This window comes from Micromonospora sp. HM5-17, assembly GCF_003762835.1.
GTDB lineage: Bacteria > Actinomycetota > Actinomycetes > Mycobacteriales > Micromonosporaceae > Plantactinospora.
The window spans coordinates 1-22,517 of record NZ_RJWA01000018.1 but is presented as its reverse complement, the minus strand read 5'-3'; the positions used below and the strand labels follow the sequence as shown (position 1 = coordinate 22,517).

23 protein-coding genes are annotated in these 22,517 nt (G+C 68.1%); 10 read left to right on the top strand and 13 right to left on the bottom strand.

The features are described from left to right. Window positions 1-47: 47 nt before the first annotated feature. From EF879_RS26395 to EF879_RS27070, 3 genes are all read right to left on the bottom strand, one after another. Window positions 48-203, bottom strand: coding sequence for a helix-turn-helix domain-containing protein (locus tag EF879_RS26395; protein ID WP_123563258.1), 156 nt, complete (start codon window positions 201-203; stop codon window positions 48-50). 14 nt (window positions 204-217) lie between these two features. Continuing rightward, window positions 218-1,144, bottom strand: a complete 927-nt coding sequence (locus EF879_RS26390; protein WP_148086562.1) for a hypothetical protein — start codon at window positions 1,142-1,144, stop codon at window positions 218-220. Between the two features lie 630 nt (window positions 1,145-1,774). Beyond that, window positions 1,775-2,389 (bottom strand): hypothetical protein, encoded by a 615-nt coding sequence (locus EF879_RS27070; RefSeq protein ID WP_148086561.1) that lies wholly within the window; start codon window positions 2,387-2,389, stop codon window positions 1,775-1,777. Window positions 2,390-2,475: 86 nt separating this feature from the next. Here EF879_RS27070 and EF879_RS26375 point away from each other — a divergent pair, with 86 nt between their 5' ends. Next, window positions 2,476-2,982 (top strand): hypothetical protein, encoded by a 507-nt coding sequence (locus tag EF879_RS26375; protein ID WP_123563251.1) that lies wholly within the window; start codon window positions 2,476-2,478, stop codon window positions 2,980-2,982. Window positions 2,983-3,345: 363 nt separating this feature from the next. On the opposite strand, the gene EF879_RS26370 is transcribed toward EF879_RS26375, so the two are convergent. The 4 genes from EF879_RS26370 to EF879_RS26355 all read right to left on the bottom strand — a co-directional run bounded on the left by EF879_RS26370 (window position 3,346) and on the right by EF879_RS26355 (window position 7,646). Further along, window positions 3,346-4,968 (bottom strand): hypothetical protein, encoded by a 1,623-nt coding sequence (locus tag EF879_RS26370; protein WP_123563249.1) that lies wholly within the window; start codon window positions 4,966-4,968, stop codon window positions 3,346-3,348. 277 nt (window positions 4,969-5,245) lie between these two features. Beyond that, window positions 5,246-5,521, bottom strand: coding sequence for a superoxide dismutase (locus EF879_RS26365; RefSeq protein ID WP_123563247.1), 276 nt, complete (start codon window positions 5,519-5,521; stop codon window positions 5,246-5,248). Between the two features lie 5 nt (window positions 5,522-5,526). Next, on the bottom strand, window positions 5,527-6,141 hold the full coding sequence (locus EF879_RS26360) for a superoxide dismutase (RefSeq protein WP_123563245.1): 615 nt from the start codon (window positions 6,139-6,141) through the stop codon (window positions 5,527-5,529). Between the two features lie 110 nt (window positions 6,142-6,251). Continuing rightward, window positions 6,252-7,646 (bottom strand): MFS transporter, encoded by a 1,395-nt coding sequence (locus EF879_RS26355; RefSeq protein ID WP_199736623.1) that lies wholly within the window; start codon window positions 7,644-7,646, stop codon window positions 6,252-6,254. Between the two features lie 202 nt (window positions 7,647-7,848). On the opposite strand from EF879_RS26355, the gene EF879_RS26350 reads away from it, so the two are divergent. The 3 genes from EF879_RS26350 (at window position 7,849) to EF879_RS26340 (ending at window position 13,079) form a co-directional block, all read left to right on the top strand. Beyond that, complete coding sequence (locus EF879_RS26350; RefSeq protein WP_199736622.1) at window positions 7,849-8,517, top strand: TetR/AcrR family transcriptional regulator; 669 nt, start codon at window positions 7,849-7,851, stop codon at window positions 8,515-8,517. A gap of 503 nt (window positions 8,518-9,020) precedes the next feature. Next, on the top strand, window positions 9,021-11,498 hold the full coding sequence (locus tag EF879_RS26345; protein ID WP_123563243.1) for a non-reducing end alpha-L-arabinofuranosidase family hydrolase: 2,478 nt from the start codon (window positions 9,021-9,023) through the stop codon (window positions 11,496-11,498). A 252-nt stretch (window positions 11,499-11,750) separates the two neighbouring features. Continuing rightward, window positions 11,751-13,079, top strand: a complete 1,329-nt coding sequence (locus EF879_RS26340) for a cellulose binding domain-containing protein (protein ID WP_233604767.1) — start codon at window positions 11,751-11,753, stop codon at window positions 13,077-13,079. A 259-nt stretch (window positions 13,080-13,338) separates the two neighbouring features. Here EF879_RS26340 and EF879_RS28420 read toward each other — a convergent pair whose 3' ends face one another. Together EF879_RS28420 and EF879_RS28415 are read right to left on the bottom strand one after the other, a co-directional pair. Continuing rightward, window positions 13,339-13,815 (bottom strand): M24 family metallopeptidase, encoded by a 477-nt coding sequence (locus EF879_RS28420; protein ID WP_123563241.1) that lies wholly within the window; start codon window positions 13,813-13,815, stop codon window positions 13,339-13,341. Further along, window positions 13,796-14,680 (bottom strand): SDR family NAD(P)-dependent oxidoreductase, encoded by an 885-nt coding sequence (locus tag EF879_RS28415; protein WP_123563239.1) that lies wholly within the window; start codon window positions 14,678-14,680, stop codon window positions 13,796-13,798. Before EF879_RS28415 ends, EF879_RS28420 begins: the two co-directional genes overlap by 20 nt. A 96-nt stretch (window positions 14,681-14,776) precedes the next feature. On the opposite strand from EF879_RS28415, the gene EF879_RS26325 reads away from it, so the two are divergent. From EF879_RS26325 to katG, 3 genes are all read left to right on the top strand, one after another. Further along, the gene (locus tag EF879_RS26325; RefSeq protein WP_123563237.1) at window positions 14,777-15,358 is read left to right on the top strand and encodes a TetR/AcrR family transcriptional regulator; all 582 of its coding nucleotides are present in this window, start codon (window positions 14,777-14,779) and stop codon (window positions 15,356-15,358) included. A 303-nt stretch (window positions 15,359-15,661) separates the two neighbouring features. Next, window positions 15,662-16,090 (top strand): Fur family transcriptional regulator, encoded by a 429-nt coding sequence (locus tag EF879_RS26320; RefSeq protein ID WP_123563266.1) that lies wholly within the window; start codon window positions 15,662-15,664, stop codon window positions 16,088-16,090. A 26-nt stretch (window positions 16,091-16,116) separates the two neighbouring features. Beyond that, window positions 16,117-18,357: a catalase/peroxidase HPI gene (katG, locus tag EF879_RS26315; RefSeq protein WP_123563235.1), complete on the top strand. Its 2,241-nt coding sequence runs from the start codon at window positions 16,117-16,119 to the stop codon at window positions 18,355-18,357. A 130-nt stretch (window positions 18,358-18,487) separates the two neighbouring features. Here the strand turns inward: katG and EF879_RS26310 are convergent, their stop codons facing one another. Beyond that, a complete protein-coding gene (locus tag EF879_RS26310; protein WP_123563233.1) occupies window positions 18,488-18,943 on the bottom strand; it encodes a hypothetical protein in 456 nt (151 codons plus the stop codon). Window positions 18,944-19,080: 137 nt separating this feature from the next. Between EF879_RS26310 and EF879_RS27815 the strand changes: the two genes are divergently transcribed. Further along, a complete protein-coding gene (locus tag EF879_RS27815; protein WP_199736625.1) occupies window positions 19,081-19,311 on the top strand; it encodes a hypothetical protein in 231 nt (76 codons plus the stop codon). Here EF879_RS27815 and EF879_RS26305 read toward each other — a convergent pair. From EF879_RS26305 to EF879_RS26295, 3 genes are all read right to left on the bottom strand, one after another. Continuing rightward, window positions 19,229-19,546, bottom strand: a complete 318-nt coding sequence (locus tag EF879_RS26305; RefSeq protein ID WP_123563232.1) for a DivIVA domain-containing protein — start codon at window positions 19,544-19,546, stop codon at window positions 19,229-19,231. The two genes, EF879_RS27815 and EF879_RS26305, sit on opposite strands and share 83 nt — an antisense overlap. Further along, on the bottom strand, window positions 19,543-19,803 hold the full coding sequence (locus tag EF879_RS26300) for a hypothetical protein (RefSeq protein ID WP_123563230.1): 261 nt from the start codon (window positions 19,801-19,803) through the stop codon (window positions 19,543-19,545). Before EF879_RS26300 ends, EF879_RS26305 begins: the two co-directional genes overlap by 4 nt. Window positions 19,804-19,954: 151 nt before the next feature. Continuing rightward, complete coding sequence (locus EF879_RS26295) at window positions 19,955-20,542, bottom strand: hypothetical protein (RefSeq protein WP_123563228.1); 588 nt, start codon at window positions 20,540-20,542, stop codon at window positions 19,955-19,957. 268 nt (window positions 20,543-20,810) lie between these two features. Here EF879_RS26295 and EF879_RS26290 point away from each other — a divergent pair, with 268 nt between their 5' ends. Together EF879_RS26290 and EF879_RS26285 are read left to right on the top strand one after the other, a co-directional pair. Beyond that, on the top strand, window positions 20,811-21,044 hold the full coding sequence (locus EF879_RS26290) for a winged helix-turn-helix domain-containing protein (protein WP_123563226.1): 234 nt from the start codon (window positions 20,811-20,813) through the stop codon (window positions 21,042-21,044). 619 nt (window positions 21,045-21,663) lie between these two features. Beyond that, window positions 21,664-22,134, top strand: coding sequence for an NUDIX hydrolase (locus EF879_RS26285; protein WP_123563224.1), 471 nt, complete (start codon window positions 21,664-21,666; stop codon window positions 22,132-22,134). Window positions 22,135-22,517: the final 383 nt, after the last annotated feature.

The window sequence follows — 22,517 nt, the reverse complement described above, 5'->3', positions numbered from 1 at the left end:
GCCGCGGCGAGAACGCCGTGCCGCCCGCTCGATCTCGGCGGTGCGGCTTAGAGCGGGTAGCGGACGGTCCGGCCATCTCGGTAGGCGGGTAGTCCGGCTCGCTCGGCCCAGCGTCGAATCGTGGCCGGGGTGACGTCGGGGCCGAGGACGGCGGCCAGCTCGGCCGCCGTCCCGTACTCCTCGCCCTCGACCCGGACTATCACCCGTCAAGCGTAGGTCAGGAAGCGTCCGGGTTGATCAGATCCTCGGTGGTCACTACCACGGGCGTAGCCTTGCCCAGCTTGCTCGCGGTCGTCTGCGGCGGCAGCGCCCGCACTCCTACCAAGTACACTCGAACGCCCGACATGTCGACGTAGGGGAAGGAGACGCCCTTGGACTCGTCAGTTGGGAACTGAAGCGGGCGACCTGAGACGTTGAAGATGACCAGGTACGCCACGTTCTTCTGATAGTCCTGGGCGTACTGGACAATCTGGTTGTACCCCTTGGCCAGGTAGCCCTTTCCGCGTGATCCAGCATCGAAGATCTTGCCATCGCAGATCAGGGCGTCGTCCGAATCGACCTCGCCGATGATGTCTGCCTCGCCGGAGGCCGAGCGCGGCTTGGCGTGGGTGACGTAGTTCCCCTCCAGGTACAGAAACCGCTGAAGGTCCAGGTTGTAGACCTCCTCGCCATTGCGGGTGTCCTGCTGGAATCGGGCATAAAGCTCTTCTCGATCAAACCACTCGACGCGGCGGACGTACCGCTCCAAGACGTAGAGCACACTGCTCTCGGCCCCTACCCGTTCACTGAGAAAGTCGAAGAAAGGGGAGAGCACCATCTCGGCGAACTGCCGCCACCCGTCGTTGAGGTTGCGAGCGAGGGTGGCGATGGCCATATACCGCGCGACCCGCCCGTTGGCGCCGTGTTTGATGTCATCGTCGGCGATGTGCTCCATGAGGCGCCATGCCAGCACGGCGCGACCCTCTTCCGTCTTGCTAGTCCAAGACAGCTTCCGGGCTTCCAGGCGGGAGAGGAAGGCGGCGAAGTCGAGATCTGGCTCGATCCGCTCGGCTTCGGCGAGAGCCGCACGCAAGGCAGGCTGATTCTTAACCCAGTCGACAACCAGCCGCACTTCGTGACCGGCGAGGTCATGTCGCTGGGTCAAGATCCGACGGAAGCGCTCGCGAAGCGCAACCTGCAAGTCTTGCTGGTGCCTCATCTTGTCAGGCCCTTCAACGCTTGATCGATCTGCCGTTCCAGGGTGTCACCCAAGGTTTGCATCGTTCCGTCGGAGTCGATGAGGTGTAGCCGGAGTCGGCAGCATGGACAGGTGACGGTGCACTGTGCGATGACCTCAGAAAAGCGGATCCAGACCGGGTAACCGCACTCAGGGCAGTCGACCTCGTGATCGCTGTGCAGGATCTGGCTGGCCAGGGACGGAGACACGCAGGCCATCATTCCTCAACGTTGCGGGTACCGGCCAATGCATCATCCGCTATAGGGAGGTGAGGTAGCAAAATTGATCGTTACGGTGCATGTCGATGCTCGGTCTATTCGGACATTCTGATCTGGTCGGTCCGGACGCACGTCATTGTCCACGCGCCGTCTTCGTCAGGTGTGGGCTCCAGCTCGTACCGGTGATCATGGTCTGGTGTCATCCCGGGCACTGTGTTCCGCTGTTCCAGCGTCCAGACCTTCGGGGGCCGTCCGTCAGGCTGCTCCGCGGAAGGCCCCGTACCGCGCCGTCGGCCAGCCTGCCCCGCAGGTGCCCCGTCACCGTGATCATCGGCTGATACTACGACCGGCGGTCGATCAGCTTGCCGATGTTCTTCTGCCCGTACAACGAGATGCCCCGGGCAGCGAGAGCGGAGACGATGAAGTCTCGATCGGTGACGCCGGCCGCCGCCAAGTCATCCAGGATGCGTCGGGCGTGTTGCTTGGCGAAGTTGTCTCCGTACCCGTTGTTGCCGTAGAAGACGAGACGGTCGAGGTGCGTAGCCACGGCCTCGTCCAGGCTCGCGGGTTTGCCGGTCAGGAGGTTGACGGCGCCGGTGACAGCCGCCCAGCCGGACAAGGGTTCGGCCTTGGTCTCGATGACGCATAGGGATGAGTTGCGGGCGAGATTGGCCGCGTACTCCAGCGTTGCCATGTCAGGTACGAACGCCAGAACGGGAACGCTACCGGGGCCCCTGCGGCCGCCCCTCGGCGTGACATGCTGGTCGGGGCGGGTGTAGCGGGCCAGCGGGGAGTTGTACGTGGCACCGTTGAAGGAGACGGTGACTAGTAGGACACGTTTGCTCTGCTCGCGAGCCTCATTCTCGATCCAGTCGATGGCAAGTTCGGCCGCGTCGTTCCAGTCTCGATGCGGGTCGTCGTCGGGTACCCATGCGGCGCGGTATGTGATGGACATTAGCAAGCCCTTACATTCAGTGATCTCAGCTTGTCTATCGTAGTCCGCAGATATGCCGCCCGTGCCGCCGCCGATCCCATCCAGATGTGCGCGGCACCCTCCACCTGCACGGGCATCCGGCAGCGGCAGCCCTGGCCGACGCAGCGGCAGCCGGCCCCGCACACGACGACACCGGAGTGCCGGCCGGTCGTCAGGAGTCGGAGGGGCCGGGCCCCGCAGACCGGGCACTCGGCGCCGGGGAGCAGCTCGCCGGCCGGGTCGAGTCGGAGGGCGCCGCGGATCCAGCGGTCTTCGTCCTGGAGGTGTCGCACGAGGACGGCGACTGTGCCAGGCTAGAGCCGGGGCAGCGTGGTCCGGGTGCGGGCGAGCGGGTCGGCGCCGGTCTGGTCGGCGAGCCACGTCAAGCGGCCGTCGAGGCGGTGGGCGAGGTCGGCCCAGGTCGCCTCCTGGGGCTCGTGCTGGGCGAGGAGGACGGTGGCGACTGGCTCTTCGTCGAGGACGCCCATGGCGGCGTAGAGCTGGTCGGCGGTGATCTGGTGCCGGTGCGCCTGGGCGATGTCTCGGGCCTGCTCGGCGTACTCGCGCGAGGCTAGGAGGTGTGTTGCTTGACGCCCTTGTGCCGCCAGACCACTCGCCAGGATGCGCAGCGCTGCTCGATCGATGCCACGACGGCGTGGCTATGTCCCCATACGGACAGAAACCAGCGGCGGCAGTGGGCTTCTTGGCGACTGAGCGTGCAATTCGCACATCGAATTTTGGGGCAAAATCGGACATCGCGAGGTGGGATTAGCCGACGGATCGGTGTCATAATCCCTCGGTTCCGGGTTCGAGTCCCGCCCGCCCACCAGGTCAACATCGCCGCCCGGTCGGGGCGGTCCGCCGCCTGGTTCGCCGCCGCCCGACACCAGCATGCCGGTCGAACAGCTGCTCCGAACCGAAACGGTGACCCGGCTCGGTCACTCGTGTCCGTGGCCCGCGGAGGAAACAGCTCCCTCCCGTTGGGTGCGGGCAGGGCGCTCGGGCTGAGCGTCGGGCGTCACCCGGACTCGCCGTGCCCACACAGGAGCCGCGAACACCCAGCGGGCACGAGCCTTGTCAGACCCAGAGGAAGCGCTCATCGCGGCGTACCGCGTTACATGCTCAGCAAAAACGTCCTCCGACATCAAGGCAAGATCAATAGCGTCGGCGACCTTCGGCAACGTCACCCATCCGAGACCCCGCAACTGGGCACCAACGAAGGTCAACGCCCAACCCCTGCTGCTACGCCGCCCCTTGTTCTTCCGCCGGTACGCAGCCCGAAGCTTTGCTGATCCCCGCGTGGCCTCAACCCACGCCCGAAGCTCGCCGCCCTTCGTCTGCCCGTACTCCAGACAGGCAGCCCACCCGGACTCCTCAAGCCGCTCAGCGAAGATACGGGCCGCCTGCGGTGCCGGTGACGGCTCGTGTACCTCCGACGGAGCGGGCTCGCCACCACCGTCCAGTGACGTCGCCGTACCCAGCAGCGTGCTGAACTCCTCGGGATACCTGCGACGCAGCGTCTCTCGCGCTGACATCACCGGCGGACCGGTCACCTCAGCGTGCCAGGCAACGATCGTCTGCCGGAACCGTCGAGCCAGAGTCTTCTGCTCCAGCCATCGCTGCTGGACGTGGGCAAGGAACCGAAGCTGCTTGATGCGCCGATAGGCGGCCCGCGAGTCCAATCCGGCAACCGTCAGGTCAACATCGGAGATGGCACCCATGGGCCGTTCAGGCAACCCCAACTGCGTCGCCGTCGACTGGGCGAGCCGACACAACGACTCACCCCACCGATCCAGCAGCAGAGGGTGACACAGGTCCGGCGTCTCCGGGTCGCGCCGTACATCGCGGGCGACAACCTGGTCAAACGCGTCGTCGGGCAGCCCCACCAGCCTGTCTACCTCGCCGCCGGGTGGAGGCATCGCCGGAACCGCGACGCCGAGGTTCAGCACCCACCGGGCCATGGTGGCGCAGTCACCCGTAGGGCGGCGGCGAACGTCAGCAGGCAGGCCTGCAGCGGCCAGCGCCTCGTCGATGAGCTGGTGGTACTCGTCCCGGTGAGCGACGGTCAAACCCCTCGTCGCCGCCCGAACAGCCGGCTTCTCCACCGGAACGTTCTGAACGTGGTGGTGCTCCCGATGCCGCGCCCGGGCCCGGACCTGGTGAAGTCGGGAGCGAACGCCGGCAAGGGCGTCGCTGTTGCGGATGGTTCGGTCCGCGTGGGGACCGTCTTCGTAGCGGGCGCGTAGGACCGCGATCTGGAGTGTGGCCTCGATGCCGAGGAGCGCGTCGATCCAGTCGTCGTGCCAGTCAGGCTGCCGTAGGACGCGGCGGAACGCTTTCGGAACCTTGCGTGTCGCCTCGGCGACGACACAGGCGCAGAACGTCTCGTAGTCCCGGGAGAGCAGGGCGGCGGCTTGTTCGTCGGTCGTGTCGCGGGGCAGTGCCGCGACGTCACGGGGGCGGAGTTTGGTCATGTCGGCGTCCTCAGCCTCTGGCTGGGTCGGTTGCTGGTCTGTCGAGTCGCGGAGGTCGAGGTCGGCGCGGGCGGCGGCGGCCAGCACCGTCAGCCAGTCATGGTGCCGAAGTTCGATGCAGAATCTGGGGGATAACACCGAAACGGTGCAGAATCTGCGGTCGACCGAACGGGTGACGTGCCGCAGGTCATGCCACATATCCCCGTGGGATCTGCGGGGTTTGCCCAAAGGTGCAGATTCTGCGGGCTGCCAGTGGCGTTCGCCTCGGCAAACAGCTCCACCAGCGGCGAATCGTGCGGGCGCCGTCGACCGGGTCGGGTCCGGGTGGCGGTGGCCCGACCCGGTCGACGGGTGCGGCCGGGCGTTACGGGCGGTCCTGGTCGGACGGCGGTTGGTTCACCGCGGCGGCGAGGTGGAGTGACAGTTCGCGTACCAGTTCGTCCATGCTCTGCCCGGCTTGGCTGCGAAGCAGGCCGAGGGCGAGCTCGGCGAGGAGGTAGAAGCCGAGGGTCCTCGCCTGCTCGGTGGGGAAGGACGCGAGAAGCGCCTCGGCGCCGGCGAGGTCGCCGCGATGTCGGGCGGCGATGACGCCGGCGGCTCTTTGCGCCGCGTCGGCGGCGGCCACGGCGGGGTGGTCCACCGTGTTCAGATCGTGGACGCCGTGGCTCGGGCGGCGTCGAACCGGGCGGCGACGTCGGTCCAGTTGACCAGGTTCCAGAGCTGGTCGACGTAGTCGGGCCGGACGTTGCGGTACTGCAGGTAGTAGGCGTGTTCCCAGGCGTCGAACACCAGGAGCGGGGTGGAGGCCTGTCCGACGTTGCCGTGGTGGTCGTAGACCTGTTCGACGATCAGCCTGCGGCTGAGCGGTTCCCAGGCCAGTACGCCCCAACCCGAGCCCTGGACGCCCGTCGTCGCGGCGGAGAGCTGCGCCGCGAAGGCGTCGAAGCTGCCGAAGTGTTCGTCGATGGCGGCGGCGAGCTCGCCGTCGGGGCGGTCGCCGCCGTCCGGGGAGAGGTTCTTCCAGAAGATCGAGTGCAGGATGTGGCCGGAGAGGTTGAAGGCGAAAGTCTTCTCCAGTCCGACCAGGGACGCGTAGTCGCCCTTGTCCCGGGCTTCGGCGAGCCGGTCGAGCGTGTCGTTGGCGCCCTTGACGTACGCGGCGTGGTGCTTGCTGTGGTGCAGTTCCAGGATCTCGCCGGACATGGCGGGTTCCAGCGCTCCGTAGTCGTAGGGCATGTCGGGGAGTGTGTAGACGGCCATCTGGGCTGGTCCTCTCTAGTTGCCATAGGCTTGCTTTTGCAAGTCTATGGCAATAAGAGGTGGCGTCGACGCGGCCGTCGGCCGTACGGGTCACGTCGCGGTGGCCGGCGCTACCGGATGGTCACGCTCGGCGATCGGGTCAGGTCGCTCTGGTCCACGGACGCCGGCACGCGCCCAGGCCGGCGTAGCACGACGATGGCGATGAGGACGGCGCCGATCAGGAGTGCGGCGCCGAGCGACATGCCGAGCCGGTACCCGTCGTTGACAGCCTCCAGCGAGGCCACGTCCCCGGTGCGATGCTCGGCGGCGGTGCTGAGGGCGGCCAGGCCGAACGAGGCGCCCACCTGGCGTGAGCTGTTGAGCAGGGCGGAGGCGGCACCGCTCTCGGTGGGATCGACACCGGCGGTGGCGGTGGAGACGACCGGCCCGAGGCAGAGGCCGAATCCGATGCTGGCGACGATCTCCGGGCCGAGGACGTCGGAGAGAAAGGAGCCGTGGACGCTCATCCCGCTGAACCAGGCGAACCCTGCCGCGGTCATCAGTCCGCCGCCGATCAGGAGAACCCGGGGAGCGACGCGGTACCCGAGCTTGATGGCTATCACGGAGCCGACCGCCACACCGAGCGCGAACGGCAGGAACTGCAGGCCGGTCAGGGCCGGGCCGTGTCCGAGCACGCCCTGCAGGTAGAGCGAGACGAAGAAGAAGGACGAGGCCATGGCGGCGCCGAGGAGGAAGTTGTAGCCGTTGGCTCCGGCGACCGCGCGGTTGGCGAACAGTCCGAGTCGGATCAGCGGGTCACGCGTGGTGGTCCGCTCGACGACGATGAACGCGGCCAGCAGCACGACGGCGACCGCGAGGGTGATCAGGGTACGCGCCGAGGACCACCCGTACCGGTCGGTGCGAACGACGCCGAACACGAGCAGGGTCATGCCCGCCGTGGCCAGAACGGCGCCCAGTACGTCGGGACGGCCCGCGGGCGCGCTGGGAACGTCGTGCGCGATGCCGCGCCAGGCCAGTGCGAACGCGACAGCGGACATCGGGGCACTGAGGAACATCACCCACTGCCAGCCGGCGTACTCGGTGAGGACGCCACCGATCAGGACGCCGAGGGCGCCACCGGCGGCGTTCATCGCCGCCCACACGCCGAAGGCCTTGACCCGGGCCTCGCCCGAGGGAAATGTCGAGGAGAGCAACGCCAGCGCGGCCGGAGCCAGCGCGGCGGCTCCGACGCCCTGCGCGGCGCGGGCGGCGACGAGTTGTCCGGGCTCCTGCGCGAAGCCGCCGGCGAGGGAGGCGACGAAGAACACGCCGAGTCCGATCAGCAGGATCCGTTTGCGACCGAATCGGTCGGCGAGCTTGCCTCCCAGCAGGAGGAGGCCGCCGAACGTCAGCGCGTAGGCGTGGATGACCCAGGTCAGACCCAGTGGGCTGAAGCCGAGCGCGACCGCGATCTTCGGGAGACCGACGTTCACGACCGACAGGTCCAGCGACACCATGAACTGCACGACGGCCACCGCGGCGAGGAGCAGGCCTGGTCGGGTGGCTCCGTCGCTGACTGATCTCTCGGTTGCTGACGCCCTGTTCGTCACCGTAGCTCGACCTCCCAACTTTTCGAACGCGTTCCTAAAGTAGCACCGCGCGGGCTGCCGCCGCGCGGCCACGGGGCGGGGCACCCTGGTTCGGAGAAGGGAAGGGCATGATGGGACGGTGGCGACATCCCGTTCCCCGAGCGGACGCACCGGCCGTCCACCTCTGACGTCCCGCAGGCAGATACTCGCGGCAGCGCGTCAGCTCATCGACGCACACGGATGGGAGAAGCTCAGCATCCGGCGGTTGGCCGCCGAGATGGGCATCGCGCCGACGACCCTGTACCACCACGTGAAGGACAAGGAGGACCTGCTACTCCTGCTGCTTCACGAGTACGCGGACCAGATGCCGCGTCCCGAACTACCCAGCGAACCACGGAATCGCATCATCGCCGCCGCCATCGCGATCCATGACGCCCTCAAGGACTGGACCTGGGCCGCCGAGATCCTCACCACCGACGGGTTCCTCGCCCGCCTCAGCGACTCGGCGCGGTGGTTGGTCGAGGCCATCGTCGCCGGAGCCATCGATTCCGGATGCAGCCCCAGCAGGGCCGTCTACGTCTTCCGCAGCATCTGGTACTACACGGTCGGCGAGATCCTCGTCCGCGCGCACTCCGCCGGCAAACAGTCCTTCGGCAACGACAGCGTCCCCGACGGACTCAGCGTGTCCCAGCTGCCACGCCTGGCCGCCATCGGCGATCAGTGGGCGCCGCTGGCCGCGCAGGACACCTACGCCGAGGGATTGCGTGCCTTCGTCGACGGGCTACTCGCGCAGGTCACGACGACATAGCGACCGTTGGGGGCGACGCGCGGCTGCCCGGTGTGAACGTGGACAAAGCGGCGCTGGTGACCACGTCCCTCGACGTGATCCTCCAAGCCGTCGTATCGGGCGAACCGCCCTGACCGTCGGCCAATCGCCTCGGCTGAGCCGGGTCAACCAGTGCCGGACCGGCGGGGTGCCCCGTGTCCAGGGATGCATCGGTACCTCGATGAGCTGGGATATCGGGCTTCTCGCTCCGAGGTCTGCCGGGCCACGGCCGATCCTGGCCAAGTAGATCCAAAACTTTCGCTTGAAAATCCGAGAATTTTCTGAAAATCTATCTCCATCTTTGTTAGCGCTAACAGTCGGGGTGCCGCTGAGCGGTCACGGACGTACCGGAGGTGCCCAGGCCGATCACCGCTCCGGTCTACCTCCGCGATCAGTCGCGGTTGGCCGGATGGCCGGACCAACAGCTCAACGGCGCTTGCCCGCAAGCCGGCTCAACCTCGTCCCGTCCCGCCTTGGAGGATTAGATGATCTCCAGGATCCGTCCCGCCGGGCGTCAACGTCGAACACCCTTGGCCGCCGGAGCGGCCGCGATCGCCGCGGTCGTGGTTGTGGCGCTGCTGCCCAGTCTCGCCGAAGCCGCGGAAACCACCCTCGGCGCAGCCGCCGCTCGGTCGGGCCGGTACTTCGGCACCGCGGTAGCGGCGAACAAGCTCTCCGACTCCACCTATGTCGGCATCCTCAACCGGGAGTTCAACTCGGTCACCGCCGAGAACGAGATGAAGATCGACGCGACCGAGCCGCAGCAGAACAACTTCACCTTCGGCAACGCGGACCGGATCGTCAACCACGCCCTCAGCCGAGGTTGGCAGGTACGCGGCCACACCCTCGCCTGGCACTCCCAGCAGCCGGGCTGGATGCAGGGCATGGAGGGTACCGCGCTGCGGCAGGCGATGCTCAACCACATCAACCGGGTCGTCACCTACTACCGCGGCAAGATCGCCTCCTGGGATGTCGTGAACGAGGCGTTCGAGGACGGCAACAGCGGCGCCCGTCGCAACAGCAACCTGCAGCGCACCGGTAACGACTGGATCGAGGCGGCGTTCCGTGCCGCGCGAAGCGCCGACCCCGACGCGAAGCTCTGCTACAACGACTACAACACGGACAACTGGACCTGGGCCAAGACCCAGGCCGTCTACGCCATGGTGCGGGACTTCAAGCAGCGTGGCGTTCCGATCGACTGCGTCGGTTTCCAGTCGCACTTCAACGCCAACTCGCCCTACCCGAGCAACTACCGCACCACGCTGCAGAACTTCGCCGCCCTCGGGGTTGACGTGCAGATCACCGAGCTGGACATCGAAGGCTCGGGCGCGACGCAGGCCAACACCTACCGCAACGTGGTCAACGACTGTCTCGCGGTGCCCCGCTGCACCGGTATCACCGTCTGGGGCATTCGGGACACCGACTCCTGGCGGTCCTACGGCACTCCGCTGCTCTTCGACGGCAACGGCAACAAGAAGCAGGCGTACGACGCCGTGCTCCAGGCGCTGAACAGTGCCGACCCCACGCCCACCCCGACGGCCACGCCGACGACGACCCCCACCACACCGCCCCCGGGAACGATCGACCCGAACGCCTGGTACGAGCTGGTGAACCGCAACAGTGGCAAGGCGCTGGACGTGTGCGGGGTGTCCACCGCCGACGGCGCCTGCGTCCAGCAGTACGCCCGACACGGCGGGCAGAACCAGCAGTGGCAGTTCGTCGAGTCGGGCGACGGCTACTACCGGATCCGGGCCCGGCACTCGGGCAAGGTGCTGGACGTCTACAACTGGTCGACCGCCAACGGCGCCGCGATCGTGCAGTGGTCGGACCACAACGGGGCCAACCAGCAGTTCCGGCTGGTCAACTCGGACGGCGGCTACGTCCGCCTGATCAATCGGAACAGCGGCAAGGCGGTGGAGGTCCAGGGCGCCTCGACCGCTGACGGCGGCGCCGTCGTGCAGTACGACGACTGGGGCGGCGCCAACCAGCAGTGGCAGCTCGTCCGCGTCGGTGGCGGGACCCCCACCACGGCACCGACGACGCCGCCAGGCGGCTCGTGTGCGCTTCCCTCCACGTACCGGTGGACGTCGACGGGCCCGCTGGCGCAGCCGAGGTCCGGGTGGGTGTCGCTGAAGGACTTCACCCATGCCCCGTACAACGGCCGGCACCTCGTCTACGCCACGACGCACGACACCGGGACCTCGTGGGGTTCGATGAACTTCGGCCTGTTCACCAACTGGTCGGACATGGCCTCGGCCAGCCAGAACCCGATGCCGTTCGCGGCCGTCGCGCCGACGCTGTTCTACTTCGCCCCGCGGAACATCTGGGTGCTGGCCTACCAGTGGGGCGGGCCGGCGTTCTCCTACCGGACGTCGACCGACCCGACCAACGTGAACAGCTGGTCGGCGCCGCAGACGCTCTTCTCCGGCAGCATCTCCGACTCCAGCACCGGGCCCATCGACCAGGCCCTCATCGGCGACGACACCACCATGTACCTGTTCTTCGCCGGGGACAACGGCCGGATCTACCGCGCGAGCATGCCGATCGGAAACTTCCCCGGAAGCTTCGGCTCGACCTCGACGGTCATCATGAGCGACTCGAGGAACAACCTGTTCGAAGGAGTCCAGGTCTACAAGCTGCAGGGCGAGAACCGGTACCTGATGCTCGTCGAGGCGATCGGCGCGCAGGGCCGCTACTTCCGCTCGTTCACCGCCACCAGCCTCGGTGGTACGTGGACCCCGCAGGCCGCCAGTGAGAGCAACCCCTTCGCCGGCAAGGCCAACAGCGGTGCCACCTGGACCAACGACATCAGCCACGGCGAGCTGATCCGCAGCAACCCCGACCAGACCATGACCGTCGACCCCTGCAACCTGCAACTGCTCTACCAGGGACGGTCCCCCGACTCGGGCGGCGACTACAACCTGTTGCCGTACCGGCCGGGTCTGCTGACCCTGCAACGCTGATCGCCTGACCCGGACGGTCTGTCCATCCGCGACTCACGATCGGGCAGAGGAGACGCGGTGGGCTCGGCGCGGCGAGCCCGCCGTGGTCCCACGGAAAGCTTCCCAGCACCCATCCGCCCGAGCGGCGTTCGCCCTCTACCGCGTACCGCGCGGGCGGTTGCCGGAAGGCGGGCCCGGCACCGCGTCGACCGGACCACCACCCGGCGGCGCGGTCCCGGGCCCGCACCCCACCACAGATAGGAGGTACCGACAGTGCGTCCAGACGTCCAGCACCTCCCGCCCCCGGGAGGCACCGACCGGATCGTCCCCGGCTCCCGAAGACGACTGCTCGCGCTCGCCGCAGCCGGAATCGCGCTCGTCCTCGGGCTGCTCACCACGGTGGTGACGACCGGGTCGGCCTCGGCTGCCGACAACCCGTACCAGCGGGGCCCCGACCCCACCCCGGCCAGCGTCGCGGCGGTGAACGGACCGTTCGCCACCGCCTCGGTCAGTGTCCCCGCCGGGTACGGCTTCGGCGGCGGCATGATCTACTACCCGACGGACACCAGTCAGGGGACGTTCGGCGGGATCGCGATCTCGCCTGGCTACACGGCCCTGTTCTCCGCCGAGCTGGCCTGGATGGGGCCCTGGCTGGCGTCCCACGGGTTCGTCGTGATCGGCATCGAAACCAACAGCCGGAACGACTTCGACGAGGCCCGGGGCACGCAGTTGCTCGCCGCGTTGGACTACCTCACCCAGCAGAGTCCGGTCCGCACCCGGGTCGATCCGAACCGGCTGGCGGTGTCCGGTCACTCCATGGGCGGCGGCGGCGCGTTGAACGCGGCCATTCGTCGGCCGTCGTTGAAGGCCGCGGTCGGACTCGCGCCGTTCCTGCCCTCGTCGAACCTGGCCAACGACCGGGTACCCACGATGGTCTTTGCGGGACAGCAGGACACGGTGGTCAGCCCGTCCTACGTCACCAACCTGTACAACAGCCTGCCGGCGACGACGGAGAGCGCGTACCTGGAGATCGCCGGAGGCGACCACGGGTTCCCGGTCGGACGGCCGAACCAGGTGATGATCCGGACGATGCTGCCGTTCGTCAAGATCTTCCTGGACAACGACACCCGGTACAGCCAGTTCCTGTGCCCGCTGATGGACTCCACCGGCGTGGTCACGTACCGCAGCACCTGCCCGTTGCTGCCGCCCGGCCTGCCGACGACGCCTCCGACCAGCACGTCATCGAACCCGACAGTCGGTCCGACCACTCCGTCGACCACCGCCCCGACGACGACCCCGGCACCGGGTGGCGCCTGTACCGCCACCTATCGGACGACCAACTCGTGGCCGGGTGGCTTCCAGGGCGAGGTGACGATCACCGCGGGCAGCTCGGCGATCAACGGCTGGACCGTACGGTGGACTCTCGGCAGCGGTCAGACCATCAGCCAGGTCTGGAACGGCGAGGTGAGTATCACGGGCTCGACCGTCTCGGTGCGCAACGCCCCGTACAACGGCTCGCTCCCGGCGTCCGGCTCGACCACGTTCGGTTTCCTCGGCGGCGGCAGCCCATCGTCACCGTCGCTGACCTGTACCAGCCCGTGATCACGGCGCCACCGTCCCCACCCGGCCCCGGAGGTGTCCCCCACCGTTGCGTCTCCGGATGCTCCGGAACCGGTCCGACCGCGACAGCCTCCCGCGGGCCCCGGGGTGCGGGAGGGTCCCGGGCGGCCGTCGTCGACAACCGCACCGGCGACGGCCGCCCGGACCCGGGCGCGGTGCGTCAGCGAGCTGACCTCGTGGCAGCGGCGAGCGCTGCCAGCCATGCGGTAAGCGAGGCGGCCGGTGGCCGCCTGCCTTCGGTTCAGCGGCGACTCGCGTGGCCGGATCGGTCAACCCTGGAGGCGGATGTCCGGGCCGCCCCGGCCGTCGCCAGCCGCTCGCGTGATCGCCCGGGGCGACGGGTGAGAGCATCAGGGGCGGTTTGGGTGACGGCGACCGTGAGCTCGGAGTGGGTGGTACGCGAGCCGTCGGCGGAGCGGATCGTCCAGCCCTCCCGGTCAAGAACGATTCTGTCTGTGCCCCGGGCGAGCCAGGGCTCGATCGCGATCGTCAGACCGGGGTGCAGCCGCAGGCCACGGTCCGGACGACCCTGGTTGGACACGTGAGGGCTCTCGTGCATGGTGCGGCCGACTCCGTGTCCGCCGAACTCGGTGTTGACCGGGTAGCCGTAGGCGGCGGCGACCGCGCCGATCGCGGCCTGAGGATGTGCGGGGGACGTGCCCGCCGGAGGGGCGGGGCTCGGGCCGGAGACGTTGGGCTCAGAGGGTGGCTGGCTCACCGACGAGGCGGGCGCTCTCGTCCCAGAGTCGGTCGCAGCGTGCGGGGTCGGTGGTGTGCGGTGCGGTGGCGACGGCCTTGCGCTTGACGAAGAACTGTCCGGTGACGCCGTCGAGTTCGGGCGCGGTTGCCAGCCAGGTTGGCGTGTCGGCGCCCGCCTCCGGGCCACCCGGCGAGACCAGCAGCTGCGAGATCGTCCCGAACGCCCACAGCAGACCGCGGTTGTGGCCGTGCCCGAGGTTGGTCCCTCGGATGACGCCGGGGTGCGCGCCGTTGACCGTGATCTTGGTGCCGCGGAGCCGGCGAGCGAGGGCATAGACCAACATGGCGTTCATGTTCTTGGTACGCCCGTAGACGACGAGCGGCTGGAGGCTGCGCGCCTTCCCGAGATCATGGGTGGCGTTCCGCGCCAGGTCGTCGACGTCGACCGGGAGCCGTGCCAGCGCCCGCGGTGAGGCGCCAACCACGACGAAACGCGCGGGACGGGATCCGATGGGCTCGATCAGGGAACGCAGGAGGAGATAGGGGGCGAGGTGGTTGGTCGCCAGGGTTGGGTGGTGCCCCTCGGCGGTGCGATCCCCGATGCCGGCGATGACCGCGGCGTTGCTGACCACGACGTCCGGGGGCGGGTCGGCCACCCGCTTGGCAAGGCTGCGGACCTCGCTGATCAGCGACAGGTCGGCGCGTTCCAGCCGCAGGTCGGCGTGTGGGACGTCGGCGAGGATACGGTGCCGAGCCTGGAGGAGCCGGTCGTCACTGCGGCCGACGAGGACGACCCGCATCCCCGCTGTCGCGAGGTTGCGAGCGATCGCCTCCCCGATGCCGGAGGTGGCTCCGGTAACCACGGCGTTCTTCGTGGACGGCATGTGTCACTTCCTTGCGCCTTGCCCAGGTCCGGACCTGTTAGGTTGATGCTGTCAACCTAACGTGCCTGGGTTGACAACGTCAACCTGGACGGTGCGATGACCAACACACGTGAGGCGCTGGTGGAGGCGGCCGCCCGGCTTCTGGACGAGGGCGGGGTCGAGGCCGTGACGCTGCGCGAGGTGGGTCGCCTGGCGGGCGTGTCACACAACGCGCCGTACAAGCACTTCGCGGGCAAGCAGGCCCTGTTGGCGGCGGTGGCCGCCCGGGAGCTGCGCGGGCTGCGCGCGGCGCTGCGCGAGTCGATCCGGCGCACCCGTACGCCCCAGACCGCGCTGCGCGCCGCGCTGCACGACTACCTCGACTGGGCGCTGCGGTATCCGGCACGATTCAAGCTCGTGTTCGGGCCATGGACCATCGAGTCGCAGGAGCTGGCCGATGCGGCGACGGTGGCGCAGACCACCTTCGTCGATCTCGTCGCCAGAGCCCAGGACGGTGGTGCCCTCCCGCCCGGCGACCCGGCCCGCCAAGCGGCGTTGCTCCGCGCGCTGGCGCATGGAGCCGCCGATCTCGCCTTCGCCGGGCACCTGACGGGAGCGGGCAAGGGAGGCGCCGAGCCGGGCGAGCTGGTCGACGATCTGCTCGGATTCCTGAGGGACGCGGCGGCTGCGGCCGGCTGAGGATGTCTCGACACTGCGCGGTGGCCACCGTCTCTGGGCGGGTGGTCACCAAAGGGTCCCGGGTTGCCGGCGCCTGATGACGCGACACCAGCGCCGCCCCGTAGCGCTCCGCCCGGTCCGACCTCGGGGAATCCGCCCCGGGCGGGTGCTATCATCCCGCCCTGTCGGAATCGTATCGGTTGGCGCCGTCTGGGCGACGGATGCCGCATGCCCCGCGACCCGTTCAGGCGTAGGGGTGATGTCGGGCCCATATTCTTGACTCATTCCAGAAAACTGACCAGACTTCGGGACGTGGCCCCGACCATGGACTTCCCGCAGCTGCTGCGCGGAGCCGCGTTGCGCGTGACCCGGCCCCGGGTGGCGGTGCTGGGCGCTGTCTACGCGCATCCGCACGCTGACACGGAGTCGATCATCGGTGCCGTGCGCAGGGAACTTCCCGAGGTGTCCCACCAGGCCGTCTACGACGCGCTGCGGGCGTTGACCGCGGCGGGCCTGGTACGTCGTATCCAGCCATCCGGCTCCGTGGCGCGCTACGAGTCGCGGGTCCGGGACAACCACCACCACGTCGTGTGCCGGAGCTGCGGTCGGATCGCCGACGTCGACTGTGCCGTCGGCGAGGCGCCATGCCTGACCGCGTCCGACGACCAGGGCTTTGTGATCGACGAGGCCGAGGTCATCTACTGGGGTCACTGCCCCGCGTGTTCCACCGCAAGCAACTCCCGATCCCTCTGATCCGTCACGTCACGGAAGGAATCTCGATGTCCGAGAACCACGACGCCGTCGTCCATGACGCGGAGGCCGGCAGCGAGTCCCGTTGCCCGGTCGCGCACGGACGCGCCCCGCATCCGACCGCGGGCGGTGGCAACCACGGCTGGTGGCCGAACCGGCTCAACCTCAAGATCCTCGCCAAGAACCCGGCCGTGGCCAACCCCCTCGGCGAGCAGTTCAACTACGCCGAGGCGTTCGAGAGCCTCGACCTCGCCGCCGTCAAGCGCGACATCGCCGAGGTGCTCACCACCCCCCAGGACTGGTGGCCGGCCGACTTCGGTCACTACGGTCCGCTCATCATCCGGATGGCCTGGCACAGCGCGGGGACGTACCGGATCAGCGACGGGCGCGGCGGCGCCGGCAGCGGACAGCAGCGTTTCGCGCCGCTGAACAGCTGGCCGGACAACGCGAACCTCGACAAGGCACGCCGCCTGCTGTGGCCGGTCAAGAAGAAGTACGGCCAGAAGATCTCCTGGGCCGACCTCATGATCCTCGCCGGGAACGTCGCCCTGGAGTCGATGGGCTTCAAGACCTTCGGGTTCGCCGGCGGCCGCGAGGACGTCTGGGAGCCGGAGGAGGACGTCTACTGGGGCCCCGAGACCACCTGGCTCGGCGACGCCCGCTACACCGGTGACCGCGAGCTGGAGCAGCCGCTCGCCGCGGTGCAGATGGGCCTCATCTACGTCAACCCGGAGGGCCCGAACGGCAACCCGGACCCGGTCGCGGCGGCCCGGGACATCCGCGAGACGTTCGGCCGGATGGGGATGAACGACGAGGAGACGGTCGCGCTGATCGCCGGCGGCCACACCTTCGGCAAGACCCACGGCGCGGGCCCGGCCCACCACGTCGGCCCCGAGCCCGAGGCGGCCCCGCTGGAGGAGCAGGGGCTGGGCTGGAAGAGCAGCTTCGGTACCGGCAAGGGCGCGGACACCATCACCAGCGGGCTCGAGGTCACCTGGACCTACCACCCGACCCGGTGGGACAACGAGTTCTTCCACATCCTCTTCGCGTACGAGTGGGAGCTGATGAAGTCGCCGGCCGGCGCGCACCAGTGGCGGCCGAAGAACGGCGCGGGCAGCGACATGGTGCCCGAGGCGCACGACCCGACGAAGCGGCGCGAGCCGCGGATGCTGACCACGGACCTCGCGCTGCGGTTCGACCCGGTCTACGAGAAGATCTCCCGGCGCTTCCTGGAGAACCCGGACCAGTTCGCGGACGCCTTCGCCCGCGCCTGGTTCAAGCTGACCCACCGCGACATGGGGCCGGTCACCCGCTACCTGGGCCCGGAGGTCCCGAGCGAGCAGCTGCTGTGGCAGGACCCGCTGCCGCCGCTGACCCACGAGCTCGTCGACGACAAGGACATCGCCGCGCTCAAGCAGCAGATCCTCGCCTCGGGGCTGACCGTGTCCCAGCTCGTCTCCACCGCCTGGGCCGCGGCGTCGACGTTCCGGGGCAGCGACAAGCGCGGTGGTGCCAACGGGGCGCGCATCCGGCTGGAGCCGCAGCGGAGCTGGGAGGTCAACAACCCGGACGAGCTGGCGAAGGTGCTCGGCACCCTGGAGGGAATTCAGGAGGCGTTCAACGCGTCCCAGACCGGCAACAAGCGCATCTCGCTCGCCGACCTGATCGTCCTCGCCGGCTCGGCGGCGGTCGAGCAGGCGGCCCGGAACGCCGGCTTCACCGTCGAGGTGCCCTTCACGCCGGGCCGCGTCGACGCGCTGCAGGAGCAGACCGACGTGGAGTCCTTCGCCGTGCTGGAGCCGACCGCGGACGGCTTCCGTAACTACTACGGCAAGGGCAACCGGCTCCCGGCCGAGTACGCGCTGATCGACAAGGCGAACCTGCTGACCCTCAGCGCGCCCGAGATGACGGTCCTGATCGGCGGCCTGCGCGTCCTGGGCGCGAACTACCAGCAGTCGCCGCTGGGCGTCTTCACCACCAACCCCGGGGCGCTGACCAACGACTTCTTCGTCAACCTGCTCGACATGGGTACGACGTGGAAGCCGACCTCCGAGGAGGCGACCACCTTCGAGGGCCGGGACTCCGCCACCGGCGAGCTCAGGTGGACGGCCAGCCGGGTCGACCTGGTCTTCGGGTCGAACTCGGAGCTGCGCGCGCTCGCCGAGGTCTACGCCAGTGACGACGCGCGGGAGAAGTTCGTGCACGACTTCGTCGCGGCGTGGGTCAAGGTGATGAACCTCGACCGGTTCGACCTCCGGCGCCGCCGGTGATCCCGGCATCCGTGTGATCCCGACGTCCACGTGACCGTCGAACGTCCGGGCCGGCCCACACACGGGCCGGCCCGGACGCTGTTCGGGCACCGATGGAACGCGGTCGCCGGGTCGGGGTCGGGCCGTCCGGTCAGTCCGCGCGTAGGCGAGGGCTCGTCTTACGGTCTGGCTTGCGGATCAGGTCGGTGTCGATCCCCTCCCGAGCCGGCACGTAGAAGAACCCTTCCTTCGTGTCCGGGTCGTAGTGGACGACCAGGCCGTCCCGCCTGAGCCGGTCGACGAAGTTGGCAAGTCGCTTCTCGTCGTGCGGGCGAAGCTGCTTACCCGCGCGGCGGCGTGCCTCGGCTCGGAGCATCTGGGCAGGAAAGAGCCAGCGGTGCTCATCCTTCATGCCCCAGGGAAGCAGGTCGTCATCCCTGTGGGTACGGCGCTGCAGGCCTCGTCGGCGACGGAAGTTTCCCCACATCGACGGGACCGTGTCGATGTCGTACTTGCGCTTGTACTCCGCGACCATCCACTGATAAGAACGTCCCTCCTCGAACCATCGGAGGACTTCCTGCTCGTTCACGATTTTCGACGCCGGCATGAGCCTGTTCCCTGAACTCGTTGCCTCATGAAATAGATGCAACTGTTCCTGCGGATCCGTGGATTGTCAATCGACAAGATCGTCCTGTTACGATGAGCTCGGTCACAGGAAGACAAGCCCGAATGCTGGGGGAACGTGTGGCGAAGCTGAACCTGACTGTTTGTGACATCTGTGGCGATCGATCGAAGGATGCCTCCCCATATACCATCAAGTCCAACGACGGCGCGGTGAGCGTGGACCTGTGTGACGACGACGCCAAGCCGATCGAGGATCTGTTGGCGAAAATCAGGAGCCGACCGGTCGTCCGCCGGCCCAACCGAATCCCGGTGGCCACCATGGAGCAGATAGAAAGGCTGAAGCAGCGCTGACATGGCGCCGCTCGCCACCTCGCCGATCGTCTGATTCTGACTCTTTCCGCTCCGCGTCACACCTCGATGAGGACAGCCGTTCCAGCGGACCGTGCCGGGGTCCATCAGGGCGTTCGTCGGCGAGGTCGCGCAGGTAGACGTATACCTCGTCGGGGTCGAGGCCGCGGCGCCGGCGACCGAAGGTCTTGGCGCGGACCTGATAGGACAGGATGCGCTGCCCGGAGCGGTAGATCACCGCGCACCGCCGTCCAGGTCGGCACCGGCGGCCAGCAGGGCGATCTGCGGTTCGGTGAGGCCGTGGGCGGCCAGGACCCGCTGGCCCCAGCGGTACAGCAGGCAGGGGTGCGCGGCCCAGTCACGCCGGCAGGGCGCACCCGGCGTCGCCGACGCGGGGGAGTGCAGGCGCAGCGCGCGTACGGCGTGGGCGATGTCCCGGGCGGTGACGTGCGGCGGCGACAGCTCGCCGAGGACCCGCGCGGTCGGAGGCGTCACGTCGATCCTTCCTGGCAGTAGCGGCGGCACCGAGGCGGGCGGGGGTCGCCCGTCGACCACCCGGGTAGTCGACGACCGGAGCCCAGCACCCGCCCCGGGCCCTTCTTCCGCTCCCGGCCGATCGCAGGGGGAAGGCCGGCCGGAAGACGCTCTAGCTGGCCGCGCCGGTCAGCCGATCGGTGTACGTCGCCAGCGCGGAGACCGCCCCGATCAGGGCGTCCGTCATCAGGCGGAGATCGTCGGCCGCGTGCGACCACTTCTCGGGGGCGGGGCCGGCGACCTCGTCCGCGCCGGTGGAGTCGCGGAGCTGCTGACCGGCGGCGCGGAGCCGCCCGGGGAAGCCGGCGACCCGCTCGGCCGCCTCGGCGAGGCGGGTACGCGACACGTCCAGCGCGCTGACCACCTCACCGACACTGGTCGCGGTGAGTTCGCCGAGCTGCTCGCGGACCTCGCGGATCCCCTCGTAGATCATGCCCTCGGCGTGGCTGGCCAGGCTGAGCGCGTCCTCGGCGCAGCGGTCGGCCCGGCGCAGCGCCGGGTGCGCCGACCCCTTGCCGGTCCGTTCGAGCAGGGCCGAGGCCGCGACGACCGCCAGGAACACCTTGCGCAGCTCGTCCGCGACGTCCTCCGCCGCGTACGCCGTGCGCGCCGCCTGCGGGGTCTCCGACGTCTCCGTCCCGTCTTTCGTTTCCGCCGGTGTCTCCTCGTCCTCCGTCGTCGCCGCTTCCGACACGGTCACGCCGATCTCCTCTCACGTGGGGTGTGGTTTGAGGTGCCGGGGCGGCCCGTCCCACCGGTGCAGGTTGCGGGGGACTGACCGGCGGCTCCGAGCCGCCCCGACACGTGCTCCGGGCCGTACAACCCGGGGGGACGGAACCCCAGCTGCCGAGCGAGGAGCTCCGTACGCCGCGTACGCTACACACGCAAGTTAACTAGGTCAACCTTGGTCTTGTGCGTGGGCTGCTTGTCGTGGTCAACTAGTTGTGCCGAGCGAGGAGTAGCACCTGATGACGACGAGACCACCTGACTATCTGCGCGTTGTGAACGGCATTACCGACCAGATCCGTTCCGGTGAGTTGGCGCCTGGCGACAAGCTGCCGACCTACGCTCAGCTCGCTGAGCAATACAAGGTCGGGATTTCGACAGCCCAGGCGGCATTGCGGATCCTCCGTGACCGTGGCCTTGTCGAGGGCCACCCGGGCAAGGGAACGTACGTGACCCAGGATCCGCCACTGTCGTAGCCCGGACGGCTCGGGAGACCGTCCCCCGCAGGGCGTCCTGCGCGAGCTGGACGAGGCCGTGCGGGGGCACGGTCTCATTCGTGCTGCCGTGGTTTGGAAACGGCCCGCCAATCCCTTCCTCGGCGGCCGGTTCGAGCAGCGCGGGTCGCGGGTCACTGACTGGTGGCTCCGAGCCGCCCCGACACGTTCGCTGGGCCGTACAACCCAGGAAAGATGCCCTGCTTACCGACGAAGGGCCACCCTGTCGAAATAACGGTGATCAGATGGTGGCGCCGACAAGGGAGTACCGCCGTGCCAATCACCCTGTTCTATCGGCGGATCGCTGACGAGATTCGCGAGCGGATCAAGTCCGGTGGCCTGAAGCCGGGCGACACTGTGCTCCTGGCGTCGAGAACGTTGGTGTCTACTACCACGACACCACGCTCCACAACTCGATTTTCGATTTTATGATGAAATGCATCGTTAATGCTCATCTGTTCGGTGCGCCTGCTGCCCACGCTCCTGTTTTCCACATCTGGAGGTTGTCGGGTGAGTTGTTCGACAACTACATGGCAAGCTTCAACCGGGTGCTCGGCTGGTCCCGTGCTGTCTGGCCAGAGGCTAATGGCATGCTAGGGTCATGGCTAGGATCGAGCACTACAACAACCCGGATGCCCCGAAGGCCAACAGTATCGTTGTCGCGGTTACAGTCTTCGTTGTTGACGATCAAGATCGGGTCCTGCTGATTCGGCGCACGGACAATGGGCTGTGGGCGCTCCCTGGCGGTGCACAAGACTTCGGCGAATACATCGCAGAAACAGCCGTGCGCGAGACACGGGAAGAAACCGGGGTTGACATCCGGGTCACCGGAATTGTGGGAATCTACACCAATCCGAATCATGTGATCGAGTACTCGAATGGTGAAGCTCGCCAGCAGTCTTCAATCTGCTTCCGTGCAGAATATCTGGGTGGCGAACCGAGGACAAGCGATGAGTCATCTGCGGTTCGATGGGTGGCCCGAGCCGAGCTCGACACATTGGACATCCATCCGTCCATGCGGCTAAGAATCGACCACGGTTACCAGTGGAACCGTGACCCCTATATCGGCTGACCGGCGAGGCGTTGTTGCGTACGGTGTACTACCTCCATTAGCGCCGGTTCCGCGTGTCGCCAGCACCGGGTGACGATGTGGTTTGGACCATACCGCCTCCGAATCTCTGCCAACCGCTCGACGACGGACATATCCTGGCCGTCGGGTCCGGTCGTCATGTCAGCGAACCACAGAGCGTCAGCCGTCGGAGAGATTTCTTGCGGAAACTCCTCGGCCAAGACACTTCCGAACCCGCGTTCGTTTGCTTCGTACAAAGCGCACGAGTGGTGGGCTACCAGGGCAGCAAGGCGAGTCGGGAAACCCTGCCGAACCAGCCAGCGAGCTCCATCAAGGGGGTGGAAGCCGGTGTCAACGATATCCGGCGCGTAGCCCACGTCATGGAG